The sequence below is a fragment of the Nonomuraea sp. NPDC049714 genome (assembly GCF_044465295.1).
GTDB lineage: Bacteria > Actinomycetota > Actinomycetes > Streptosporangiales > Streptosporangiaceae > Nonomuraea.
Genome location: NZ_JBITLM010000001.1, coordinates 459,103 through 478,638, shown reverse-complemented (window position 1 = coordinate 478,638; position 19,536 = coordinate 459,103). Strand labels below are relative to the sequence as shown.

The 19,536-nt window shown below is 72.3% G+C and carries 16 protein-coding genes and 1 pseudogene; 9 read left to right on the top strand and 8 right to left on the bottom strand.

The genetic code is table 11. The annotated features are described in order from the left end of the window. Window positions 1–283 precede the first annotated feature (283 nt). The 8 genes from ACIBQX_RS02395 (at window position 284) to ACIBQX_RS02360 (ending at window position 11,094) form a co-directional block, all read left to right on the top strand. Window positions 284–2,212 (top strand): S9 family peptidase, encoded by a 1,929-nt coding sequence (locus ACIBQX_RS02395; protein ID WP_396999728.1) that lies wholly within the window; start codon window positions 284–286, stop codon window positions 2,210–2,212. After that, on the top strand, window positions 2,176–3,498 hold the full coding sequence (locus ACIBQX_RS02390) for a serine hydrolase domain-containing protein (RefSeq protein WP_396999726.1): 1,323 nt from the start codon (window positions 2,176–2,178) through the stop codon (window positions 3,496–3,498). Before ACIBQX_RS02395 ends, ACIBQX_RS02390 begins: the two co-directional genes overlap by 37 nt. 1 nt (window position 3,499) lies before the next feature. Then, on the top strand, window positions 3,500–4,342 hold the full coding sequence (locus tag ACIBQX_RS02385; protein WP_396999724.1) for a serine hydrolase: 843 nt from the start codon (window positions 3,500–3,502) through the stop codon (window positions 4,340–4,342). Window positions 4,343–4,368: 26 nt separating this feature from the next. Continuing rightward, complete coding sequence (locus ACIBQX_RS02380; protein WP_396999722.1) at window positions 4,369–5,967, top strand: PucR family transcriptional regulator; 1,599 nt, start codon at window positions 4,369–4,371, stop codon at window positions 5,965–5,967. A gap of 95 nt (window positions 5,968–6,062) precedes the next feature. Beyond that, on the top strand, window positions 6,063–7,646 hold the full coding sequence (locus tag ACIBQX_RS02375) for an ABC transporter substrate-binding protein (RefSeq protein ID WP_396999720.1): 1,584 nt from the start codon (window positions 6,063–6,065) through the stop codon (window positions 7,644–7,646). Continuing rightward, complete coding sequence (locus tag ACIBQX_RS02370; RefSeq protein ID WP_396999718.1) at window positions 7,647–8,612, top strand: ABC transporter permease; 966 nt, start codon at window positions 7,647–7,649, stop codon at window positions 8,610–8,612. After that, window positions 8,612–10,411, top strand: a complete 1,800-nt coding sequence (locus ACIBQX_RS02365; protein WP_396999716.1) for a dipeptide/oligopeptide/nickel ABC transporter permease/ATP-binding protein — start codon at window positions 8,612–8,614, stop codon at window positions 10,409–10,411. Before ACIBQX_RS02370 ends, ACIBQX_RS02365 begins: the two co-directional genes overlap by 1 nt. Continuing rightward, window positions 10,408–11,094 carry an ABC transporter ATP-binding protein gene (locus ACIBQX_RS02360; RefSeq protein WP_396999714.1) on the top strand — a complete coding sequence of 229 codons (687 nt, stop codon included), beginning with the start codon at window positions 10,408–10,410 and terminating at the stop codon, window positions 11,092–11,094. Before ACIBQX_RS02365 ends, ACIBQX_RS02360 begins: the two co-directional genes overlap by 4 nt. Before the next feature lie 72 nt (window positions 11,095–11,166). Here the strand turns inward: ACIBQX_RS02360 and menC are convergent, their stop codons facing one another. The 7 genes from menC to ACIBQX_RS02325 all read right to left on the bottom strand — a co-directional run bounded on the left by menC (window position 11,167) and on the right by ACIBQX_RS02325 (window position 17,805). Continuing rightward, complete coding sequence (gene menC, locus ACIBQX_RS02355) at window positions 11,167–12,267, bottom strand: o-succinylbenzoate synthase (RefSeq protein ID WP_396999712.1); 1,101 nt, start codon at window positions 12,265–12,267, stop codon at window positions 11,167–11,169. Next, window positions 12,264–13,031 carry a GNAT family N-acetyltransferase gene (locus tag ACIBQX_RS02350; RefSeq protein WP_396999710.1) on the bottom strand — a complete coding sequence of 256 codons (768 nt, stop codon included), beginning with the start codon at window positions 13,029–13,031 and terminating at the stop codon, window positions 12,264–12,266. The genes menC and ACIBQX_RS02350 overlap by 4 nt, the downstream gene beginning before the upstream one ends. A gap of 153 nt (window positions 13,032–13,184) precedes the next feature. Next, window positions 13,185–14,198 (bottom strand): M24 family metallopeptidase, encoded by a 1,014-nt coding sequence (locus ACIBQX_RS02345; RefSeq protein WP_396999708.1) that lies wholly within the window; start codon window positions 14,196–14,198, stop codon window positions 13,185–13,187. A gap of 10 nt (window positions 14,199–14,208) precedes the next feature. After that, a complete protein-coding gene (locus ACIBQX_RS02340) occupies window positions 14,209–15,132 on the bottom strand; it encodes an ABC transporter ATP-binding protein (RefSeq protein WP_396999706.1) in 924 nt (307 codons plus the stop codon). Continuing rightward, complete coding sequence (locus ACIBQX_RS02335) at window positions 15,129–15,914, bottom strand: ABC transporter ATP-binding protein (protein WP_396999704.1); 786 nt, start codon at window positions 15,912–15,914, stop codon at window positions 15,129–15,131. The genes ACIBQX_RS02340 and ACIBQX_RS02335 overlap by 4 nt, the downstream gene beginning before the upstream one ends. Next, window positions 15,911–16,786, bottom strand: a complete 876-nt coding sequence (locus ACIBQX_RS02330) for an ABC transporter permease (protein ID WP_396999702.1) — start codon at window positions 16,784–16,786, stop codon at window positions 15,911–15,913. Before ACIBQX_RS02330 ends, ACIBQX_RS02335 begins: the two co-directional genes overlap by 4 nt. Beyond that, entirely contained in the window at window positions 16,783–17,805 is a 1,023-nt protein-coding gene (locus ACIBQX_RS02325) for an ABC transporter permease (RefSeq protein ID WP_396999700.1), read from the bottom strand. Before ACIBQX_RS02325 ends, ACIBQX_RS02330 begins: the two co-directional genes overlap by 4 nt. On the opposite strand from ACIBQX_RS02325, the pseudogene ACIBQX_RS02320 reads away from it, so the two are divergent. Continuing rightward, window positions 17,765–17,899, top strand: a pseudogene (locus tag ACIBQX_RS02320) (hypothetical protein); the annotation flags it as partial. The gene ACIBQX_RS02325 and the pseudogene ACIBQX_RS02320 sit on opposite strands and share 41 nt — an antisense overlap. A 47-nt stretch (window positions 17,900–17,946) precedes the next feature. Here ACIBQX_RS02320 and ACIBQX_RS02315 read toward each other — a convergent pair. Further along, window positions 17,947–19,521 carry an ABC transporter substrate-binding protein gene (locus tag ACIBQX_RS02315; protein ID WP_396999698.1) on the bottom strand — a complete coding sequence of 525 codons (1,575 nt, stop codon included), beginning with the start codon at window positions 19,519–19,521 and terminating at the stop codon, window positions 17,947–17,949. Window positions 19,522–19,536: the final 15 nt, after the last annotated feature.

Genomic DNA, 19,536 nt, shown 5'->3' with positions numbered 1-19,536 from the left:
CCTGGATGCGTGGTGACCCGTGACAGGGCCGCTACCTCCCCCCGCCGGGTCACTCTCAGGACTTACGGGAAGAGGTCAGCGCTCCAGGCCGTCGCAGGCATGCCCGAACGCGCCCGCGATGGCGGGCGTCGTCAGCTGAGCGTGCCGGATCATGAAGACCATAGTGACGATGTGAGCAATCGCCGACAACGGATTATTCCGTTTGGCCGGGCGGACAACTCGGGCGGGCGCGTTCGTCCTGCAGACCGAAGCAGGCGGGGCGGTGCTCGCCTAGCGTTCGCCTATGCCCCGCCTCTCGCTGGACGACCTCTTCCGGATCACCGTGCCGTCCGACCCCCAGCTGCGGCCCGACGGGGGTGCCGTCGCCTACACGCTGACCGGTTCCCGGAAGGATCCGGACGAGAACCGTACGGAGATCTGGCTCGCGGGCCCCGGCACGGAGCCGCGGCGGCTCGCGGAGGGATTCTGCCCGCGCTGGTCGCCGGACGGCCGGGCGCTGGCGTACCTGAAGCCCGTGGACGGCGTCCCGCAGATCCACCTGCTGCCCATGGACGGCGGCGAGCCCGCCGCGCTCACCGCCGCGCCGCTCGGCGCGGGCGCGCCGGTGTGGTCGCCTGACGGCACTCTCATCGCGTACGCCGGCGCGCACGGCGAGGTCGAGCCGCACGCGCCCGTGGTGACGGACCGCCTGGACTACAAGGCGGACGGCGCCGGACTGCTGCGCGGCGTCCGCACCCATCTGTTCGTGATCCCGGCGACCCCACGCGAGAGCGCGCCCGGGAAAGAAGCCGGCTCCGAAGGCCGGGCAGGGGTTGAACGAGCGGGCGGCGCGGGTGAGGGTGGGGCGGTGCGGCTCACCGAGGGGGACTTCCACGTCGGCCCGCCCTCATGGTCGCCCGACGGCCGGCAGCTCGCCTTCACGGCCGGGATGGAGCCCGACGGCGACGTGAACCTGTCCAGCTCCGTCTACACCGTCGAGCTGACCGGAGGCGAGCCCAAGCGCCTGTCCGCCGACGGGGTGGTCTGCACCGGCGTGTGGTGGCTGGGCGAGCGGCTGGTGGTCGCCGGGCTGCTCAGCCTGGTCGGGCACACCAGGCTGTTCACCCTCGAACCGGACGGGCTGGTGGAGCTGGAGACCGGGCTCGACCGCAACGTCATGACCGGCGGCCCCGGCTACCCGGGCGCCCCGCCGCAGCTCCGCGGCGAAGACCTGCTGTTCACCGCGAGGGACGCGGGCTGCACGCACCTCTACTCGATGCCCGTGACGCGTCCGGGTGAGGCGGCCAAGCTGATAGGCGGGGACGTCTCGATCTCCGGCATGAGCGCCGCCGCCGGACAGATCGCCTATGTCGCCACAACCCCGCACACCGCCGGAGACGTCCACCTGACAGACGTGGAGGGGCCGATCGCCGCGTACGGCCTCGACGGGGTCGAGCTGTACGTGCCGCGCCGCCGTACGTTCACCGCGCCCGACGGCACCCCCGTCGAAGGGTTCGTGCTGCGCGACGAGACGCTGGAAGGGCCGTCCCCGCTGCTGCTGGACGTGCACGGCGGCCCGCACAACGCGTGGGCGCCCGTCTTCGACGGCGCCCACCTCTACCACCAGGTGCTCGCCGCCCGCGGCTGGACCGTCCTGACCGTCAACCCGAGGGCCAGCGACGGGTACGGCGAGGCCTTCTACACGGCGGCCGTGGGCGCCTGGGGACTGGCCGACGCCGACGACTTCCTGGCGCCGCTGGACGACCTGGTCGCCGAGGGAGTCGCCGACCCCGACCGGCTGGCCGTCACCGGCTACAGCTACGGCGGCTACATGACCTGCTGGCTCACCACCAGGACCGGCAGGTTCAGGGCCGCGGTCCCGGGCGGGGCCGTGACCGACCTGACCAGCATGGGCGGCACCTCGGACATGGGGTATCCGCTGCAGAAGTTCGAATGCGGGGGTGACGTCGTCGCGCAGTCCCCGTTCACCCACGTGGCGGACGTGACCACCCCCACCCTCATCCTGCACGGCGAGAACGACGACCGGTGCCCGGTGGGCCAGGCCGAGCAGTGGTTCGCGGCGCTGCGCGTGCACGGCGTGCCCGTGCGGCTCGTGCGCTATCCCGGTGCGTCCCATCTGTTCCTGCTCAACGGACGCCCCTCACACCGACTGGACTACAACGAGAGGATCATCGCGTGGCTGGAACAATGGGTCACCGGCTCGCCGAGCTGATCGCCGAGTACGAGGTGCCGGGAGCGGCCCTCGCCTACCTGCACGACGGTCAGGTCCACGAGTTCGCCGCCGGCGTGCTCAACACGGACACCGGCGTGGAGACCACCACCGACTCGCTCTTCCAGATCGGGTCGGTCACCAAGGTGTGGACCGCCACCATGCTGATGCAGTCGGTCGAGCGGGGCGAGCTGACCCTGGACACGACGGTGGCCGAGGTGCTGCCCGAGTTCAAGGTCGCCGACCCCGAGGTCACCAAGACCGTCACCATCAGGCACCTGCTGTCGCACACCAGCGGCATCGACGGCGACCTGTTCCTGGAGACCGGCCGCGGCGACGACTGCGTGGAGAAGTACGTCGCCGCCTGCGCCGACCTGGCGCAGAACCACCCCCTCGGCGTCACCCAGTCCTACTGCAACTCCGGCTTCACCGTCGCCGGGCGCATCCTGGAGAAGCTGACCGGCAAGACCTGGGACGAGGTGCTGCGCGAGCGGATCATCGAGCCGCTCGGCCTCACCCACACCGCCACCCTGCCGGAGGACGTGCTGCGCTTCCGCGCGGCCATGGGCCACGTCGAAGGCGGTAAGACCGCCCCGGTCTGGGGCCTCATGCGCTCGGCCGGGCCCGCCGGGCTCATCTGCGCCCGCCCCGCCGACGTGGTCGCCTTCGCCCGTGCCCACCTCGAAGGCGGCCTGCTGGACGACCCTCAGGCCATGTGGGAGCCGCAGGCCGACGTCCCCAACCCGCACACGCTCGGCAAGCAGTGGGGCGTCGGCTGGATCCTCGACGAGTGGGACGGCCGGCGGGTCGTCTCGCACGGCGGCAACACCATCGGCCAGCACGCGATGCTGTGGCTGGTGCCCGACACGGGCACGATCGTCTGCGTGACGGCCAACGGCGGCCACAGCGGCGCCTTCACCAAGGCGGTCGCCACCGAGCTGTTCGCCGAGCTCGACGGCCTGACCGTGCCGCCCACGCTCGGCCCGCCGCAGACGCCGGTCCAGGTCGACGTGGCCCGCTACGCGGGTGTCTACGAGCGGGCCGGATCGCGCATGACGTTCACCGAGCGCACAGGTGAGGAGGGCGGGCTGCGGCTGCTCATGGAGCCGACCGGCCCGCTCGCGGCCCTGCAGGGGCCGGAGGAGATCGACTTCGTGCCCGTCGACGAGGTCACCTTCGTCGGGCGCAGGAAGGGCGACCCCGACTGGCTGTCCGCCGTGTTCTACCAGCTTGAGGACGGCGCCCCGTACGTGCATCTGGGCGCGCGCGCCACTCCCAAGAGGGGATGACGTGCGGCAGATCTTCGACGACGCGGGCGCGCGCGGCTTCGTGCACGCCCGCGAGGTCGACGGCGACGCCGAGGTCGGGCTCGACCCCGACGAGCCGGTGGTGCTCGCCTCGGTGTTCAAGATCCCGGTGGTGCTGGAGTACGCCAGGCAGGCCGCGGCCGGGGAGCTGGAGCGCACCGAGCGGCTGACGGTGACGGCGGCGGACAAGGACGGCGGCATCGGCACCTCGGGCTGCGCCGACGACGTCTCGCTCACGCTCCGGGACCTCGCCCACTTCACGCTGACGATGAGCGACAACGCCGCCACCGACGTGCTGCTGCGCCGGGTCGGCCTGGACCGGGTGCACGCCACCCTCACCGAGCTCGGGCTGCGGCGCACCAGGCTGATCGGCGGCTGCGCCGAGTTGTTCGCGCAGGTGGAGGCCGAGCTGGGCACCGTGGAGGTGGACGGGATGGCGCGCGAGCTGATCGAGCCGCTGGCCGTGCGCGACCCCGGGCGCACCACCTCCAGCACCCCCCGCGAGACCACCACGCTGCTCGCCCGCATCTGGCGGGACGAGGCGGGGCCCGCCGAGGCGTGCGAAGAGGTGCGCAAGATCATGGGCGAGCAGGTCTGGCCGCACCGGCTCTCCTCCGGATTCCCTTCGGAGGTGCGGGTCTCCGGCAAGACCGGCACGCTCTGGGGGATCCGCAACGAGGCCGGCGTGGTGGAGTATCCGGACGGCGGGCGGTACGCCGTCGCGGTGTTCCTGCGCACCCATGACCTCGGCGGACGCAATCCGGCGGCCGACGCGGCGATCGGGCGGGCCGCCCGCCTGGCGGTGGACCGGCTGCGGGCCGGATGACGCTGTACGACGCCTATGGTGAGTGGATGAGCAGCCGTCCACGCGCCAGCCTGGGAAGGATCCTGCACGACCTGGGCAGCACGGTCCTCGACGTGGCCGCCTCACCCGGCGACCTGGACGCCGAGGTCACCGGGGTGCACATCTACGACCCGCTCGACGAGCTGCTGGTGCCGCCGGGCGGGATCGTGCTGGCCGTCGGCATCCACCGTGCCGAGGACATCGGCGCCCTGCTGCGGTCCGCCGGCCAGGCCGCCGGCATCGTGGTGAAGGTGCCCGTCGACGTCGACGAGCTCGTCCGGGCGGCGGTCGCGGAGACCGGGGTGGCGGTGCTCGGCCTGACCAGGGCCGCCTCCTGGGCGCAGGTCGCCGCCCTGCTGCGCTCGCTGCTGGCCGAGGGCGAGCTGGCCGAGCCGGGGGAGGAGCCGCACGGCGACCTGTTCTCGCTGGCCAACGCTCTCTGCGCGCTGCTCGACGCGCCGGTCACCATCGAGGACAGGTCCTCGCGGGTGCTGGCCTACTCCGGGCGTCAGGACGAGGCCGACGCCGGCCGGATCGAGACCGTGCTGGGCCGCCAGGTGCCCGAGCGCTACCAGCGCATGCTGGACGAGCGCGGCCTGCTCAAGGAGCTCTACCAGAGCCGCGAGCCGGTCTACATGGAGCTGCCCGGCGACCTCACCAACAGGACCGCCATCGTCGTGCGGTCGGGCGACGAGATCCTCGGCTCCATCTGGGCCGCCGTCCACGAGCCGCTGACCGAGCAGCGGCACCGCGCGCTCGCCGACGCCGCGAAGGTCGTCGCGCTGCGGCTGCTGCGCGAGCGGGCCGGGGCGGACACCCAGCGGCGGCTGCGCGCCGACCTGCTGTCCACCGTGCTCGCGGGCGGCTCGGGCGCGGCCGAGGCGGCGGGCCGGCTCGGCGTCGCCACCCAGCGGCTGTGCGTGCTGGCCGCCCAGCTGACCGACACGCCCGAGGCCGACCCGGCGCGCGGCGAGAGCGACCGGCAGCGCTTCTGCGACGCGCTCGCCCTGCACGTGGCCACCATCCACCCCAAGGCGGCCGCCGCGCTCGTCGGCTCCGTCGCCTACGCGGTGCTGCCGATCACCTCCGGCGACGGTGACGGCGGCGCGGACGAGGAGGCGCGGGCCGTGCGCATCGCCCAGGACTTCCTGGCCAGGGTCGGCCCCCGCCACCCGGCCAACATCGGCGTCGGACGGCTGGCCGCCAGCCTCGGGCAGGTGGCCAGGTCGCGCGCCGACGCCGACCGGGCGCTGCGCGTGCTGCGCGCCCGGGGCACCTCGGGCGAGGCGGCCGGCTACACCACCGTCCACTTCGAGTCGCTGCTGCTGCAGGTCGCCGACGTCGCCAGCGCCGAGGAGCAGACGCCCACCGGCCCCTACCAGCGGCTGCTCGCCCACGACCAGGAGCACGGCAGCGAGCTGGTCGCCACGCTGCGGGCCTACCTCGACGCGTTCGGCGACGTCAACCTCGCCTCCGCCCGCGTCCACGTCCACGCCAACACCTTCCGCTACCGGCTCAAGCGGCTCGTCGAGATCAGCGGGCTCGACCTGGCCGACCCCGACGCGAGACTCACCGTGACCCTGCAGATGCGGATCTTCGGGCCCTAGCACCAGATCGGTCGGACATTTCGTCACCGGGCACGAAGAACGCGGCGCAACCAGCGGACAAGGTGGGGCATCACCTCCCAGTTCCCGGAGTTCCCATGAAAAAAGCAGCAGCGGCCCTCTCCCTGGCCCTGTTCGCCACGGCCTGCGGCGGTGCGGACGCCCCCGCGGACGCCCCCGCGGCCGGGCCGGTCTCCACCAGTGGCACCTTCACCTACGCGATCGCCGCGGACCCCGGCGCGCTCGACCCCGCCACGGGCGTGCTGTCGGTCACCAACACGGTGCTCTCGCTCGCTTACGACAGCCTGCTCAACACCGCCGCCGACGGATCGCCGGCTCCCGGGATCGCCGAGAAGTGGGAGGTGAAGCCGGACGCCGTCACGTTCACCATGCGCAAGGACGTCACCTGCTCCGACGGTTCCAAGCTCACCGCCTCCAACGTGGCCGACACCGTCAACCACATCGCCGACCCGGACACCAAATCGCCCATTTACGGCGTGTTCGTGCCCACCGGCATGAAGGCCGAGGCCGACGACGCCGCCGGGACCGTCACCCTCGCCACGCCCGAGCCGTTCTCGTTCATCCTGCAGACCGCCCAGTCGCTCTTCATCGTCTGCGGCGAGGGACTCAAGGACCGCTCCAAGCTGACCCGCGGCACCTCGGGCTCAGGCCCGTTCGTGCTGACCGAGGCCGCGCCGGGCAACCAGTACACCTTCAAGGCGCGCAGGGACTACGCCTGGGGCCGTGACGGCGCCACCGGCAAGGACCTGCCTGAGCAGGTCGTGGTCAAGGTCGTGCCGAACGAGCAGACGGCCGCCAACCTGCTCATCGCCGGCAGCATCAACGCCGCCCAGTTCTACGGCCCCGACCGTACCCGGCTGGAGGCCACGCCCGGCATCAAGAAGGTCCTGCCGCCCTCCGGCAACGGCCAGTTCTTCTACCACCAGGGCGACGACCGGCCCGCCAAGGACCCCGCCGTCCGTAAGGCGCTCACCCAGGCCATCAATCTCCAGGAGCTGTCCGGCATCGCCTCCAGCGGCACCGGACGGCCTCCGACCGGTCTGGTCCTCGACCCCCGCCCCTGCAAGGGCGACACCGTGACCGGCCACGTCCCCGCGTTCGACGCCGCGGCGGCCACCGCCGCACTCGACGCCGCCGGGTGGAAGGTCGGCGCCGACGGGATCAGGGCCAAGGACGGCAAGAAGCTGAGCCTGCGCCTGCTCTACGCGACCACGAGAGGGCCGGGCGTGCAGGCCGCGACCGAGTACATGGCGGCCGCCTGGAAGAAGATCGGCGTCGAGGTGAAGCTGGTCGGCCTGCTCGACACCAAGCTCGCCGAGTCGCTCAACGTCACCCAGGACTGGGACGTGTTCTGGCTGCCGATCGCGGTCACGCTGCCCACCCAGCTCGTCGGCTTCCTGTCCGGACCGGCCGCCCCCAAGGGCGCCAACTTCGCGCACCTGAAGAACGACCGCTACGAGAAGCTGGTGACCGAGGCGCAGAAGACGCCCGGTGAGGCGGGCTGCAAGCTGTGGCTGGAGTCGGAGTCGGCGCTGTTCGAGAACGCCGACCTGGTCCCCGTCGTGGAGAACACCCTGCTGCTGGCCTCCAAGAACGCGACCTTCGAGATGATGGGCGGCCTGTTCGCCGCCTCCACCATCCGGCTCACCCAGGGAAGCTGAGTGGCCGCGACCATCCTTACGGGCCCCACGAGCCGTCCGGTCCTCCGGCGGCTCGTGCGGTTCGCGGTCTCGCTCGTGGTGCTGGTGCTCGCCTCGTTCGCGATGATCCACCTGATCCCCGGCGACCCCGTGCGGGCCTCGCTGGGCCCGGCCGCGCCGATCGAGCTGGTCGAGGCCCGCCAGGCGGCGCTCGGCCTGGACCAGCCGATCCTCACCCAGCTCACCACCTACGTCTCCGGGCTGCTCACCGGCGACATGGGCACCTCGTTCCTCACCGGGGAGCCGGTCGTCGAGGTGATCGCCGTCAGGCTGCCCAACACGCTGGCGCTCGCCCTGCTCGCCACCGTCATCGCGCTGCTGGCCGCGATCCCGCTCGGCATGTGGGCCGCCGTACGGACCGAGAACGGCCGCAACCGCGGCACCGAGGCCGGCTTCGGCACGGCCACCAGCGCCGTCGTGGCCGTGCCCGAGTTCCTGTACGCCATCGCGCTGGTCACCGTGTTCGCCATCAGCCTCAAGCTCTTCCCGCCGGCCGGGAAGGACGGGCCGGAGTCGTACGTGCTGCCCGTGCTGGCGCTGGCCGTCGGGCCGATCGGGATGATCGCCCGCATCGCGCGGGTCGAGACGCTGCGCGTGCTCGGCACCGACTACGTGCGGCTGGCCAGGGCCAAACGGCTGCCCGCCGGCCGGCTGCACCTGCGGCACGTCCTGCCCAACACGCTCACCGCCACCCTTACCCTGGGCGGCCTGCTGCTGAGCTCGCTGATCGCCGGCAGCGTGCTGGTGGAGTACGTCTTCGCCTGGCCCGGCCTGGGCATGAAGATCGTCGAGGCGATCACGCAGAAGGACTACCCGGTGGCCCAGGGCGTCATCCTCGTCTACGGAGCGATCGTGCTGCTCGTGAACCTGCTGGTCGACGTCGTCCTCGGGATGAGCGACCCGACCTCCGCCATCAAGGAGTCGTGATGTTCCGCACTCCCTCGGCGATCGCGGGCACCGTTCTGGTCGGCCTGATGGTGGTGCTGGCCGTGATCGGGCCACCCATCTGGGGCGAGCAGGCGGCCCTCATCGACGCGGGCTCCATCCTGCAGGGCTCCTCGGCCGCGCACCCGCTCGGCACCGACAACCTGGGCCGCGACCTGCTCGCCCGGGTGCTGGTCGCGGGCCGGTTCTCGCTGCTGCTGGCGCTGGCGGCCGCTGCCATCGGCGCCGTCGTGGGCATCGTGCTCGGCGCGCTGCCGTCGGTGCTGCCCACCAGGCTCGGCCGGTTCGTCACCGGCACGGTCAACGCACTGGTGGCCTTCCCCGGGCTGCTGCTGGCCATGTTCACGGCGGTCGTCGCCGGGCTCGGCGCCCGTGGCGCGGTGCTCGGCATCGGCGTGGCCATCGCGCCCGGCTTCGCCCGGCTCACCCAGACGCTCGCCGCCTCCGTGGCCGGCGCCGACTACGTCTCCGCCGCCCGCATGCTGGGCGTGCCCCGCCGCCGCATCCTCCTGCGGCACGTGCTGCCCAACATCGCCGAGCCGCTCATCCTCCATCTCACCCAGGCGCTCGGCGGCGCGCTGCTCGGCCTGGCCGGCATGTCGTTCCTCGGGCTCGGCGTGCAGCCCCCGTCGTACGACTGGGGGCGGCTGCTGTTCGACGGGTTCGGCAGGATCTACGTCACCCCCGAGGTGGCGATCGGGCCCGCCGTCGCCGTCGCGCTCGCGGGCATCGGGTTCAACCTCCTCGGCGACACCCTGGCCAGGAGGGCCGCCCGCACGACCGTACCCGGAAAAACGTCCACCACCCCCGTGGCGGCGGACCCGGGGGAGCCCGACGAGGACGCCGTCCTGGAGGTGAAGGACCTGACCGTCACCTTCCCCGGCGGCGTCACCCCGGTCCGGCAACTCTCGCTGAGCGTACGGCCCGGCGAGATCGTCGGGGTGGTCGGCGAGTCCGGCAGCGGCAAGTCGCTGACCGCGGCCGCCGTCGGCGGGCTCGTCCCCTACCCGGGAACCGTCGCCTACGGCCGCCTGCGGCTGTGCGGCAAGGACGTCACCGAGCTCAGCCGCAAGGAGCTCGGCACCTCGCTCGCCATGGTGTTCCAGGACCCGATGGCCTCACTCAACCCGGCGCTCAAGGTCGGCGGCCAGCTCGCCGAGGTGGCCGTCGTGCACCAGGGAGCCGGCCGCGAAGAGGCGCGCAAGCGCGCCGTCGACCGGCTCGGCCACGTGCACCTGCCCGAGCCGGGAGAGCAGGCCAAGAAGCATCCGCACGAGCTGTCCGGCGGCATGCGCCAGCGCGCGGTGATCGCGATGGGCCTCATGGGCACCCCCAGGCTGATCATCGCGGACGAGCCGACGACCGCGCTCGACGTCACGGTGCAGCGGCAGATCCTGCGGCTGCTGCGCGAGGTGACCGAGGAGACCGGCGCGGCGGGCCTGTTCATCTCCCACGACATCGCCGTCGTCGGCGAGCTGTGCGACCGGGTCGTGGTCATGTACGCGGGCCGGGTGGTCGAGGAACTGCCCGTGAACCGGCTCGCCACCGGCGCCGCCCACCCGTACACGCGGGCGCTCATCACCTCGCTGCCGGACATGGACACCGACCGGACCCTCCCGCTCGCCAGCATCCCCGGCCGCCAGCCCGGCCCGGCCGAGGTCGGCGACGGCTGCGCCTTCGCCCCCCGCTGCCCGCTGGCGACCGCCCGCTGCTCGGCCGACCGTCCCCTTCTGTCCGTGTACGGCGACGCGCACCAGGTCGCCTGCTGGGAGGCCAAGTGAAGATCGAGGACCTGTCCGTGCGCTTCGGCGCGTTCACCGCGGTCGACTCCGTCACGCTGGAGGTCCCGCCCGGCCGGATCGTCGGGCTGGTGGGCGAGTCGGGCAGCGGCAAGTCGTCGCTGGCCAAGGCGGTGAGCGGCCTGGTGCCGTATTCCGGGACCATCACCGGGGTGTCCAGGGTGCAGATGGTCTTCCAGGACCCGTACGCCTCACTCGACCCGCGGATGAAGGTCGGCGAGTCGGTGGCGGAGGGGCTGCTGCGGCTGCCGGCGCGGGCCCGCGTCACCGAGGTGGCGCGGCTGCTCGACCTGGTGTCGCTGCCGGGCGAGGTGGCGGGCCGCTATCCGCGCGAGCTGTCCGGCGGGCAGCGGCAGCGGGTCGCCATCGCGCGCGCCCTCGGCGCCGAGCCCGACCTGCTGGTCGCTGACGAGATCACCAGCGCGCTGGACGTGTCGGTGCAGGGGGCGGTGCTCAACCTGGTGCGGTCGCTGCGGGAGCGGCTGGGGCTGCCGATCCTGTTCATCTCGCACAACCTGGCCGTGGTGCGCTATGTGTGCGACGAGGTCGCGGTGATGCACCGCGGCCGCATCGTCGAACACGGGCCCACCCTGGACGTGGTCTCCGCGCCGGCCGATCCCTACACCCGCATGCTGCTGGAGGCGGTGCCCCGGCTGCACCGCTGACGGGCGGCGCATCCCGCGTGGCGGTCGACGACCATGCCCCCTGCGGCCGGAAGCCGCAGGGGGCATGTCCTTTCAGAGGGCTATCCACTCCTTGGACGTGGTGACCTCGTCCAGGATGTCCGGGATCGGGTCCACGCCGATGCCCGGTCCCGTGGGCACCGCCAGGTGGCCGTCCGACAGCTCGAACGGCTCGGTGATGTCCGTGGCGTAGTAGCGACGCGAGCTGGACGTGTCGCCCGGCAGGGTGAAGCCGGGCAGGGCCGCCAGCGCCACGTTCGCCGCCCGGCCGAGGCCCGTCTCCAGCATGCCGCCGCACCACACCGCGATCCCGTTGGCCCGGCACAGGTCGTGGATGCGCCTGGCCTCCAGGTAGCCGCCGATCCGGCCCGGTTTGATGTTGACGATCGAGCACGAACCGAGCGCGATCGCGGCCGCCGCGTGCTCGGCCGACTCGATGGACTCGTCCAGGCAGATCGGGGTGCGCAGCAGCTTGGCGAGCTTGGCATGCTGGACGAAGTCGTCGTTGGCCAGCGGCTGCTCGATGAGCAGCAGGTCGAAGTCGTCCAGCCTGGCCAGCTGGCGGGCGTCGACGAGCGTGTACGCGGCGTTGGCGTCCACCTGCAGCAGGACGTCGTCGCCGAACCGCTCGCGCACCGCCCTGACCGGCGCCACGTCCCAGCCGGGCTGGATCTTCAGCTTGATCCGGACATAGCCCTCGTCCAGGTAGCCCGCGACCGCGTCGAGGAGCTGCGGGACGGAGTCCATGATGCCGACCGAGACGCCGCACGGCACCCGGTCCCTGGTCGCGCCCAGGAACCGGCCGAACGACTCGCCGGCCGTCTTGAGCTGGGCGTCGAGCACGGCCGTCTCCACCGCCGCCTTGGCCATCCGGTGGCCCTTGACGTGCTCCATCGCGCGGCCCGCGGACTGGGCGTCCACGGTGTCCGGCAGCGCGGGGAGCAGGAAGCGGCGGATCACCTCCGCCGCGCCGTCCACGTACTCGGAGGAGTAGAGCGGCTCCGACATCGCCACGCACTCGCCCCAGCCCTCGGCGTCCGCCGTCACGACCCGGACCAGCAGCACGTCGCGGACCGTCTCGGTGCCGAACGAGGTGCGGAACGGCGCGACGAGCGGCATCGCGATCCGGCGCAGCTCAACTCCTGTGATCTTCACGCACTCTCCACTACATAGAACGATTTGTCGTGAAATCCGGTGATTTTTCGTCCAGCTGCCAGCATGCCGCCCAAGACATCCCGTACGGCATGCCGCCACGCCTTCGCCGTTCCCGGGTCCGCGCGTCGCAACCCCTCGACGTCCACCGGCACGGCCACCAGTACGGTCGCGGCGCCCTCGTGCGGCCGGTACACCGGGCGACCCTTCTCATCGGCCAGCGCCACCACCGCCCCCTCGGGCAAGGCGACCGGCACGGCGCCGCGCCGTACCAGAGACTCGACGTGCGGCGCGGTGAGCGGCCAGACGGCGAGCACCCGGTCGGACTCGTCACCCTGGTTGATCGCGTCGTCCATGACCCCGTAGAAGGCCGGCAGGTACTCCTCCGGCCTGGCGCCGAGCTTGGCCAGGTTGAAGTGCGCGTTGCGGCGCACCAGCGGATCGAACGTCCAGGTGATCCGCTCCAGCCCGCGATCGAGCGCCCAGCGCCGCTGGTGCAGCTTCAACGCCAGCCCCGCACCGGGGACCCCTGACACGCCCGTGATGTGCGAGTGCAGCGCCGAACCCGCCGCGAAGAACGCCACGGACGCCCCCACCAGGCGGTCGCCGACGAAGGCGCCCGACACGTAGTTGCCCGCGTGCGCCAGAGCCAGCATCAGCTCCACGGTGATCGGCTGCCCGCCCGGATCGAACTGCCAGATGTCCTCGAACAGCGCCATGACCTGCTCGAACTCCCCGATCTCGTGGAGCTCCCTGATGGCGATCAATGCCGTCGTCCCTCTCGGTGCATCGGATGTCATCGCGACGGTACGCGACGGCGCGCGCGAGGGATTCGTGCCAGACCACCAAGAGGGCGACGGTCTTCGTCGGGGCGTCCTACGCGCCCAGCCTCCCAGCGGCCGAGTCTCAGCGGCCTGATCTCAGTGGTCGAGGACGCGCAGTGTGTGCGGGCTCGTCGTCAGCACCGTGGCCGCCTCCCCGGTGCAGGCCGCCACGTCCGCGAGCCGCGCCCCGAACAGATCGGGTACGTAGATCGCCGGCTCGACGCAGAGCGTCATCCCGGCCGCCAGCACGGTGCCGTCGCCGGGACGCAGACGCGGGCCCTCGTCATGGCCGAGGCCGACGCCCCGGCCGGCGCACGGGGCCGCGAACCGGCCGTAGCCGCTGCCGTCGATCACGTCCGCGACCGCCGCGGCCACCTCGTCGGCCGGGACGCCGGGCCGTACCGAGCGCAGGGCCGCGTGATGAGCGGCGAGCACCACCGAGTACATGGCCTCGAAGTCCTCCGGCGGCTCGGCGACGGCGAAGACGCGCGCCACCTCCGCGCAGTAGCCGTCCCACCGGCCGCACAGCGACACCAGCAGCGCGTCACCCGGATTGATCACCCGCCCACCCGGCAGGTGGCCGGGCCGGGCGGTGTGCTCGCCCGCGGCCACCCGCACCGACAGGACCTCCTCGCACCCGGTCTCCAGCAGCAGCGCCCGCAGCCTGGCCGCCATGGCCCGCTCGGTGGCGCCGAACCAGGCCAGCTCGCCCGCCCCGTCCAGCACCGCCTCCGCCGCCCGCGCCGCCCGGCTCACCGCGTCGACCTCTCCCGGCAGTTTGCGCAGCCTGAGCGGCTCCAGCACGGTGGCGGCCGGCACCAGCTCCGCCTCGATCGCCAGCCCGAACAGCTCCCGGACCCGCATCTCCGGATCGACGCCCACCCGCCGCGCGTCATCGGGCACGTACGGCGCGGGGTCGCCCGTCTCGGCCACCTCGTCCATGGTCACCACCAGGAAGCCCGCCCCCCGCCCGCCCAGGAACCGGAAGTCGGGCGAGGGCCGCAGCACCAGCGCGTCCACCCCGTCCCGCGCCATGGCCGCCCGGACGGCGACCAGCCGGTCCCGCACGGCCCGCGCGCCCGGATCCGGATACGTGGCGTCTACGGTCATGGCAGGCCGTTCACGCGGTCCCGGCAGGGGACGGCTCGTGCAGCCAGCAGGCGACCGGGCCGAACTCCGGCTCCTTGACCCGGCACACGTCCATGACCTGCGGGCAGCGCGGGTTGAACCGGCAGCCCTGCGGCGGATCCGCCGGATCCGGCACGTCGCCCGGCAACTCGGCGGGCAGCACGCCCATCCCGTCGGGCTTCGGGATGGCTCCCAGCAGCGCCCGCGTGTAGGGGTGGCGAGGGTCGGCCCACACCTCGGCGGTGTCGCCCACCTCGACGATCCGGCCCAGGTACATGACCGCGATCCGGTCGGCGATCAGCCGCACCACCGACAGGTCGTGGCTGATGAACAGCAACCCCGCGCCGGAGTCCACGGCCAGGTCCCGCATCAGGGTGGCGACCTGCGCCTGGGCGGAGGCGTCCAGCGCGGAGATCGGCTCGTCCCCGATCAGCAGCCGCGGCCTGGCCGCCAGCGCCCTGGCGATGGCGATGCGCTGCCGCTGGCCGCCGGAGAACTCGTGCGGGTGCCGCCCGGCGAAGTCGCGCGGCAGGCCGACGCGCTCCAGCAGGTCGGCCGGTTCGGTGGCGGTGTCGCCCGCGGTGCGCAGGCCGTCGGCGATCTGGTCGCCCACCCGGCGGCGCGGGTTCAGGGACGCGTACGGGTCCTGGAAGACCATCTGGATGCCGGTCAGCTTCCTGCGCCGCAACCCGAGCGGCGTCACCGGCTCACCGTCGAAGGCGATCCGGCCCTCGGTGACGGGGTTGAGGCCGCAGACGGCGCGGGCCAGCGTGGACTTGCCGCAGCCGGACTCGCCGACGAGGCCGACGACCTCGCCCGCGTTCACCTCCAGGCTCACGCCCGCCACCGCCCTGACGACGGGACGGCCGGGGGAGCGGTGCTCGACGACCAGGTCATCGATGGTCAGCAGGCTCATCGAACCCCCTCATCAGTGGCGGTATCGGGCAGGGAGGCGAGCAGGGAGCGGGTGTACGGATGCGAAGGCTCGCGCAGCACCCGGCCACGCGGGCCGCTCTCCACGACCAGGCCGTCCTTCATCACGCTCACCTCGTCCGCGACGGCGGACATCACCCCGAGGTCGTGCGTGACGAGCAGCACGGCCAGGCCGAGCTCGTCGCACAGCCCGCGCAGCAGCCGCAGCACGCCCGCCTGCACGGTCACGTCCAGCGCGGTCGTCGGCTCGTCGGCGATCAGCACCTTCGGCGAGCAGGCCAGTGCGATCGCGATGGCGATGCGCTGTCGCATGCCGCCGGAGAACTGGTGCGGGAAGCGCCCGTACGCCTCCTCCGCACCGGGGATGCGCACCTTGGCGAGCAGCTCCACCGCCCTGGCCCGAGCCTCCTTCTTGCCGAGGCCCAGGTGGTGGCGCATGTGCTCGGTGAGCTGCCGGCCGATGGTGAGCATCGGGTGCAGGCTCGTCGCGGGATCCTGGAACACCATGGCGACCTCGCCGCCGCGTACCTGGTTGAGCTCCTTGTTCGCGAGCGTGAGCAGCTCGCGCCCGCCGAGCGCGATGCTGCCGGTGGCGCGCGCGCCGTGCGGCAGCAGCCCGAGCACGGCCAGGCCGGTCATGGTCTTGCCCGATCCGCTCTCGCCGGCCAGGCCGTGCACCCTGCCCTCCTGGAGTGACAGGTCGACGCCGCGCAGGATGTCCTTGCCGCCGATGGTCACCTTCAGGTCGGTGATGGCCAGTGTCACAGCGCACGCTCCTTGATCGCCCGGGCGGTACGCGGGTCGAGCGCGTCGCGCAGCGTGTCGCCGAGGAAGTTGAACGCCAGCACCACGGTCAGGATCGCCAGGCCGGGGAACGTCGCCACCCACCAGCTGTCGAAGACCTCGACGCCCGACGACACCATCGCGCCCCACTCCGGGGACGGCGGCTTGGCGCCCAGCCCCAGGAACGACAGGCCCGACAGCAGCAGCAGCGCGGTGCCGATGTCCAGGGTGGCGAGCACGAGGATCGGGCCGGTCACGTTCGGCAGCACGTCGACGCGGAGCGACCGCCAGGCGGAGAAGCCGAGCAGCCGCCCGCTGAGCACGAACTCGCGCTCCCGCACCCCCAGCACCAGCCCCCGGGTGACGCGGGCGTACGCGGGCCAGGCCACGACGAGCACGGCCAGCACGGCGTTGGTCAGGCTGGGCCCGAGCGCCGCGGCCACCACCATGGCCAGGATGACCGTCGGGAAGGCGAACACGAGGTCCGCCAGCCGCATGATCGACTCATCCACCCATCGGCCGAAATATCCGGCACAGGCGCCGAGCAGGCCGCCGATCACCAGCGACAGCGCCACCAGCACCACGGTCAGCGGAATCGACACCCGCGCGCCGTACATGACCCTGCTCAGGATGTCGCGCCCGAGCTGGTCGGTCCCGAACCAGTGCCCGGGACCGGGCGCGGCGAGCCGCGGCAGGTCCTGGGCGAGCGGGTCGTGCGGAGCCAGGACCGGCGCGGCCAGCGCGATCACCAGCCAGCCGAGCGCGATCACCACGCCGGCCACCGCCAGCGGCTGCCGCCACGCCTCGGGCAGTCGCCTCAGCAGGCCCTTGCGGGCCAGAGGATCCCGTTTCACTGCAGCCTCACTCGGGGATCGATCACGCCGTACAGCACGTCCACGATCAGGTTGATGGCGAGATAGACCACGCCCACCACCAGGCCGACGCCCATCACCGCGGGCAGGTCCAGGCTGGTGGCGCTCTTGTAGGCGTACTGGCCGATGCCGGGCCAGGCGAAGATCGCCTCCACCAGTACGGTGCCGGACAGCAGGCTGCCGAACGCCAGGCCCGCCACCGTGATGATCGGCACCAGCGCCGAGCGCAGCACATAACGGAACAGGATCACCCTGCCGGGCAGCCCCTTGGCCCTGGCCGCGCGCACGTAGTCCTGGCCCAGCACCTCCAGCACCGCCGACCGGGTGAAGCGGGTGAGCAGCCCGATCGTGTAGAGCGCCAGCACCAGGGCGGGCGTGATCAGGTGGCCGACGGCGGAGGTGAAGATGTCCCACCGGCCCGCCAGCAGCGCGTCCACCGTCTGCAGCCCGGTCACGCCCGGCGGCGCGCCCAGCGCCGGATCGACCCGGCCGCTGCCTGGCGTGATCTGCAGCCGGTAGAAGAACACGTAGAAGGCCACCAGCGCCAGCCAGAACGTCGGCACCGAGATGCCGACCAGGCTCAGCACGCGCAGCACGTGGTCCGAGAGCCGGTCCCGGCGCAGCGCGGCCACCACGCCGAACGCCACGCCGAGGATCAGTGAGATGACGATGGCCACGCCCGCCAGCTCCAGCGTCGCGGGCACGTACTCGGCCAGGTCCTCGCTGACCGGGCGGTGGCTCTGCTGGCTCATCCCGAGGTCACCCTGCAGGACGCCGCCGAGGTGCAGCACGTACTGCTCCCACAGGGGCTTGTCCAGGCCGTGCTCGGCGCGCCACTGCGCGACGATGGCCGGATCGCCGAGCGCCCGCTGGCCCAGGTTCGCCGCCACCGGGTCGCCCGGGACCAGGTTCGTCAGCACGAACGTCACCAGCGTGATCCCCCACGCCAGCAGGACGGCCATGAGGATCCGCCGGATCAGGAACCTGGCCAGCGGCGGCACCTCACGCCGCCGCCTGACCGGGCGCGGCGCCGCCGCGACCGCCACGCCTTTATCGGGTACGCCCCTATCGGGTACGTCCTTCTCAGGTGCGTCCTTCTTGGGCGCCTGCTTGTCGGGCACGTGCTTGTCGGGCACTGTGCGCTACTTCGCGCCCAGGTCGGCCACGTCGACCGTCCAGACGGGGTGGTACTCCAGGCCCGTCACCGAGGCGGCCGTCACGATGTTCTGGCCCGGCTGGATGAGCGGGATGAACGGCCCGGCGGCGTTGAGCTTGGTCTGCACGTCGAAGTAGGCCTCCTTGCGGGCCTCGTCGCCGATCGCGGCGCCCGCCTTCTCGCCCGCCGCCTCGATGTCCTTGGCCGCGCCGCTCTGCCAGCCGGCCCGCTTGCCGACCGTCTGGCCGGGCAGGAACGCGAGGTAGTCGTTCGGGTCCGGGTAGTCAGGGCCCCAGTACCACAGGCCCATCTCCTCCTTGCCGTTGCGGTAGTTGTCCAGCGCCGTGGTCACCGGGGCCGGCTGCAGGTCCACCGTGATGCCGACCTCCTTGAGGTTGGCCTGGATCCGCTCGGCCAGCGGCTGGAAGGACAGGCCGTTGACGGTCAGCTCCGTGGGGTACTCCAGCTTGACCGTCGGGTTCGCCAGCCCGCTCGCCGCCAGCGCCGCCTTGGCGCCCTCGACGTCGCGCTTGACCGCCTGGTCCGCGGGCAGCGCGCCGAGCAGCTGCGACGGGATCACGCCCGGCGCCTGCGTCGAGCCCTCACCGGCCAGCTCCAGCAGGCCCGTGTAGTCGACGCCCTTGCGCACGGCCTCCACGAACTTCGGGTTCGGCGTGGTCTTGCTGACCGCGGAGTCCTGGTTGGCCAGCAGGAAGATGACGTTCGCCGAGGCGGTCTTGTTCACCTGCAGGGTCGCGGGCATGTTCGTGACCTGGTCGCCGGAGAGGTTCAGCGCCACCTGGCTGTCGCCGCGCTGCACGTTCAGCTTCTGCGTGGCCGCCTCGACGTTGCGGATCACGACCTTCTCGTAGGCCGGCTTGGTCCCGTGGTACTTCGGGTTCGCCTTGAGCACGACCTGGCTGCTCACGTTGAAGGACTCGATCAGGTACGGCCCGGACCCGGCGGAGTTCGCGTTGAGGTACTGCTCGGCCTTGTCCTGCGGGTCGGTCGTCGCGCCGTTCTGCTTGGCGACATCGCTGTTGAGGATGCCGAGTGCGGGGTTCGGCAGGATGTACGGCAGCGCCGCGTTGGCCTTCCCGGACGTCAGGGTGATCGTCGAGTCGTCGGTCTTGGCGATCTCGACCCCGTCCAGCAGGAACGACGGGGTGCCCTTCATGTCGCGCACCCGGGTCAGCGAGAAGACCACGTCGTCCGCGGTGACGGCGGAGCCGTCGGCGAAGGTCGAGCCCTGCTTGAGCTTGAGGGTCAGGACCTTGCCGTCCTCGGACAGCTCGTAGGACTCCGCGAGCGCGGGCACCGGCTTCGTCACGTCGCCGCCGTCGAAGGTGAGCAAGGTCTCATACGTCGCCTTGCCCACGATCAGACCGGTCGGCTCGTACGTGCGTCCGGGGTCGGCCGTCTTGAGGTCGAAGGACGTGTCGATGACGAGGGTCTTGCCGCCGCTCTGCGCGGCGGGGGCCTGTGCGCCGCCGCTTCCGCAGGCGGCGAGGGCGAGTGCACCGGCGAGCAGCACAGCCGCCGTCTGCGAGCGGGTCGCCATGGTGAGTCCTCCAGA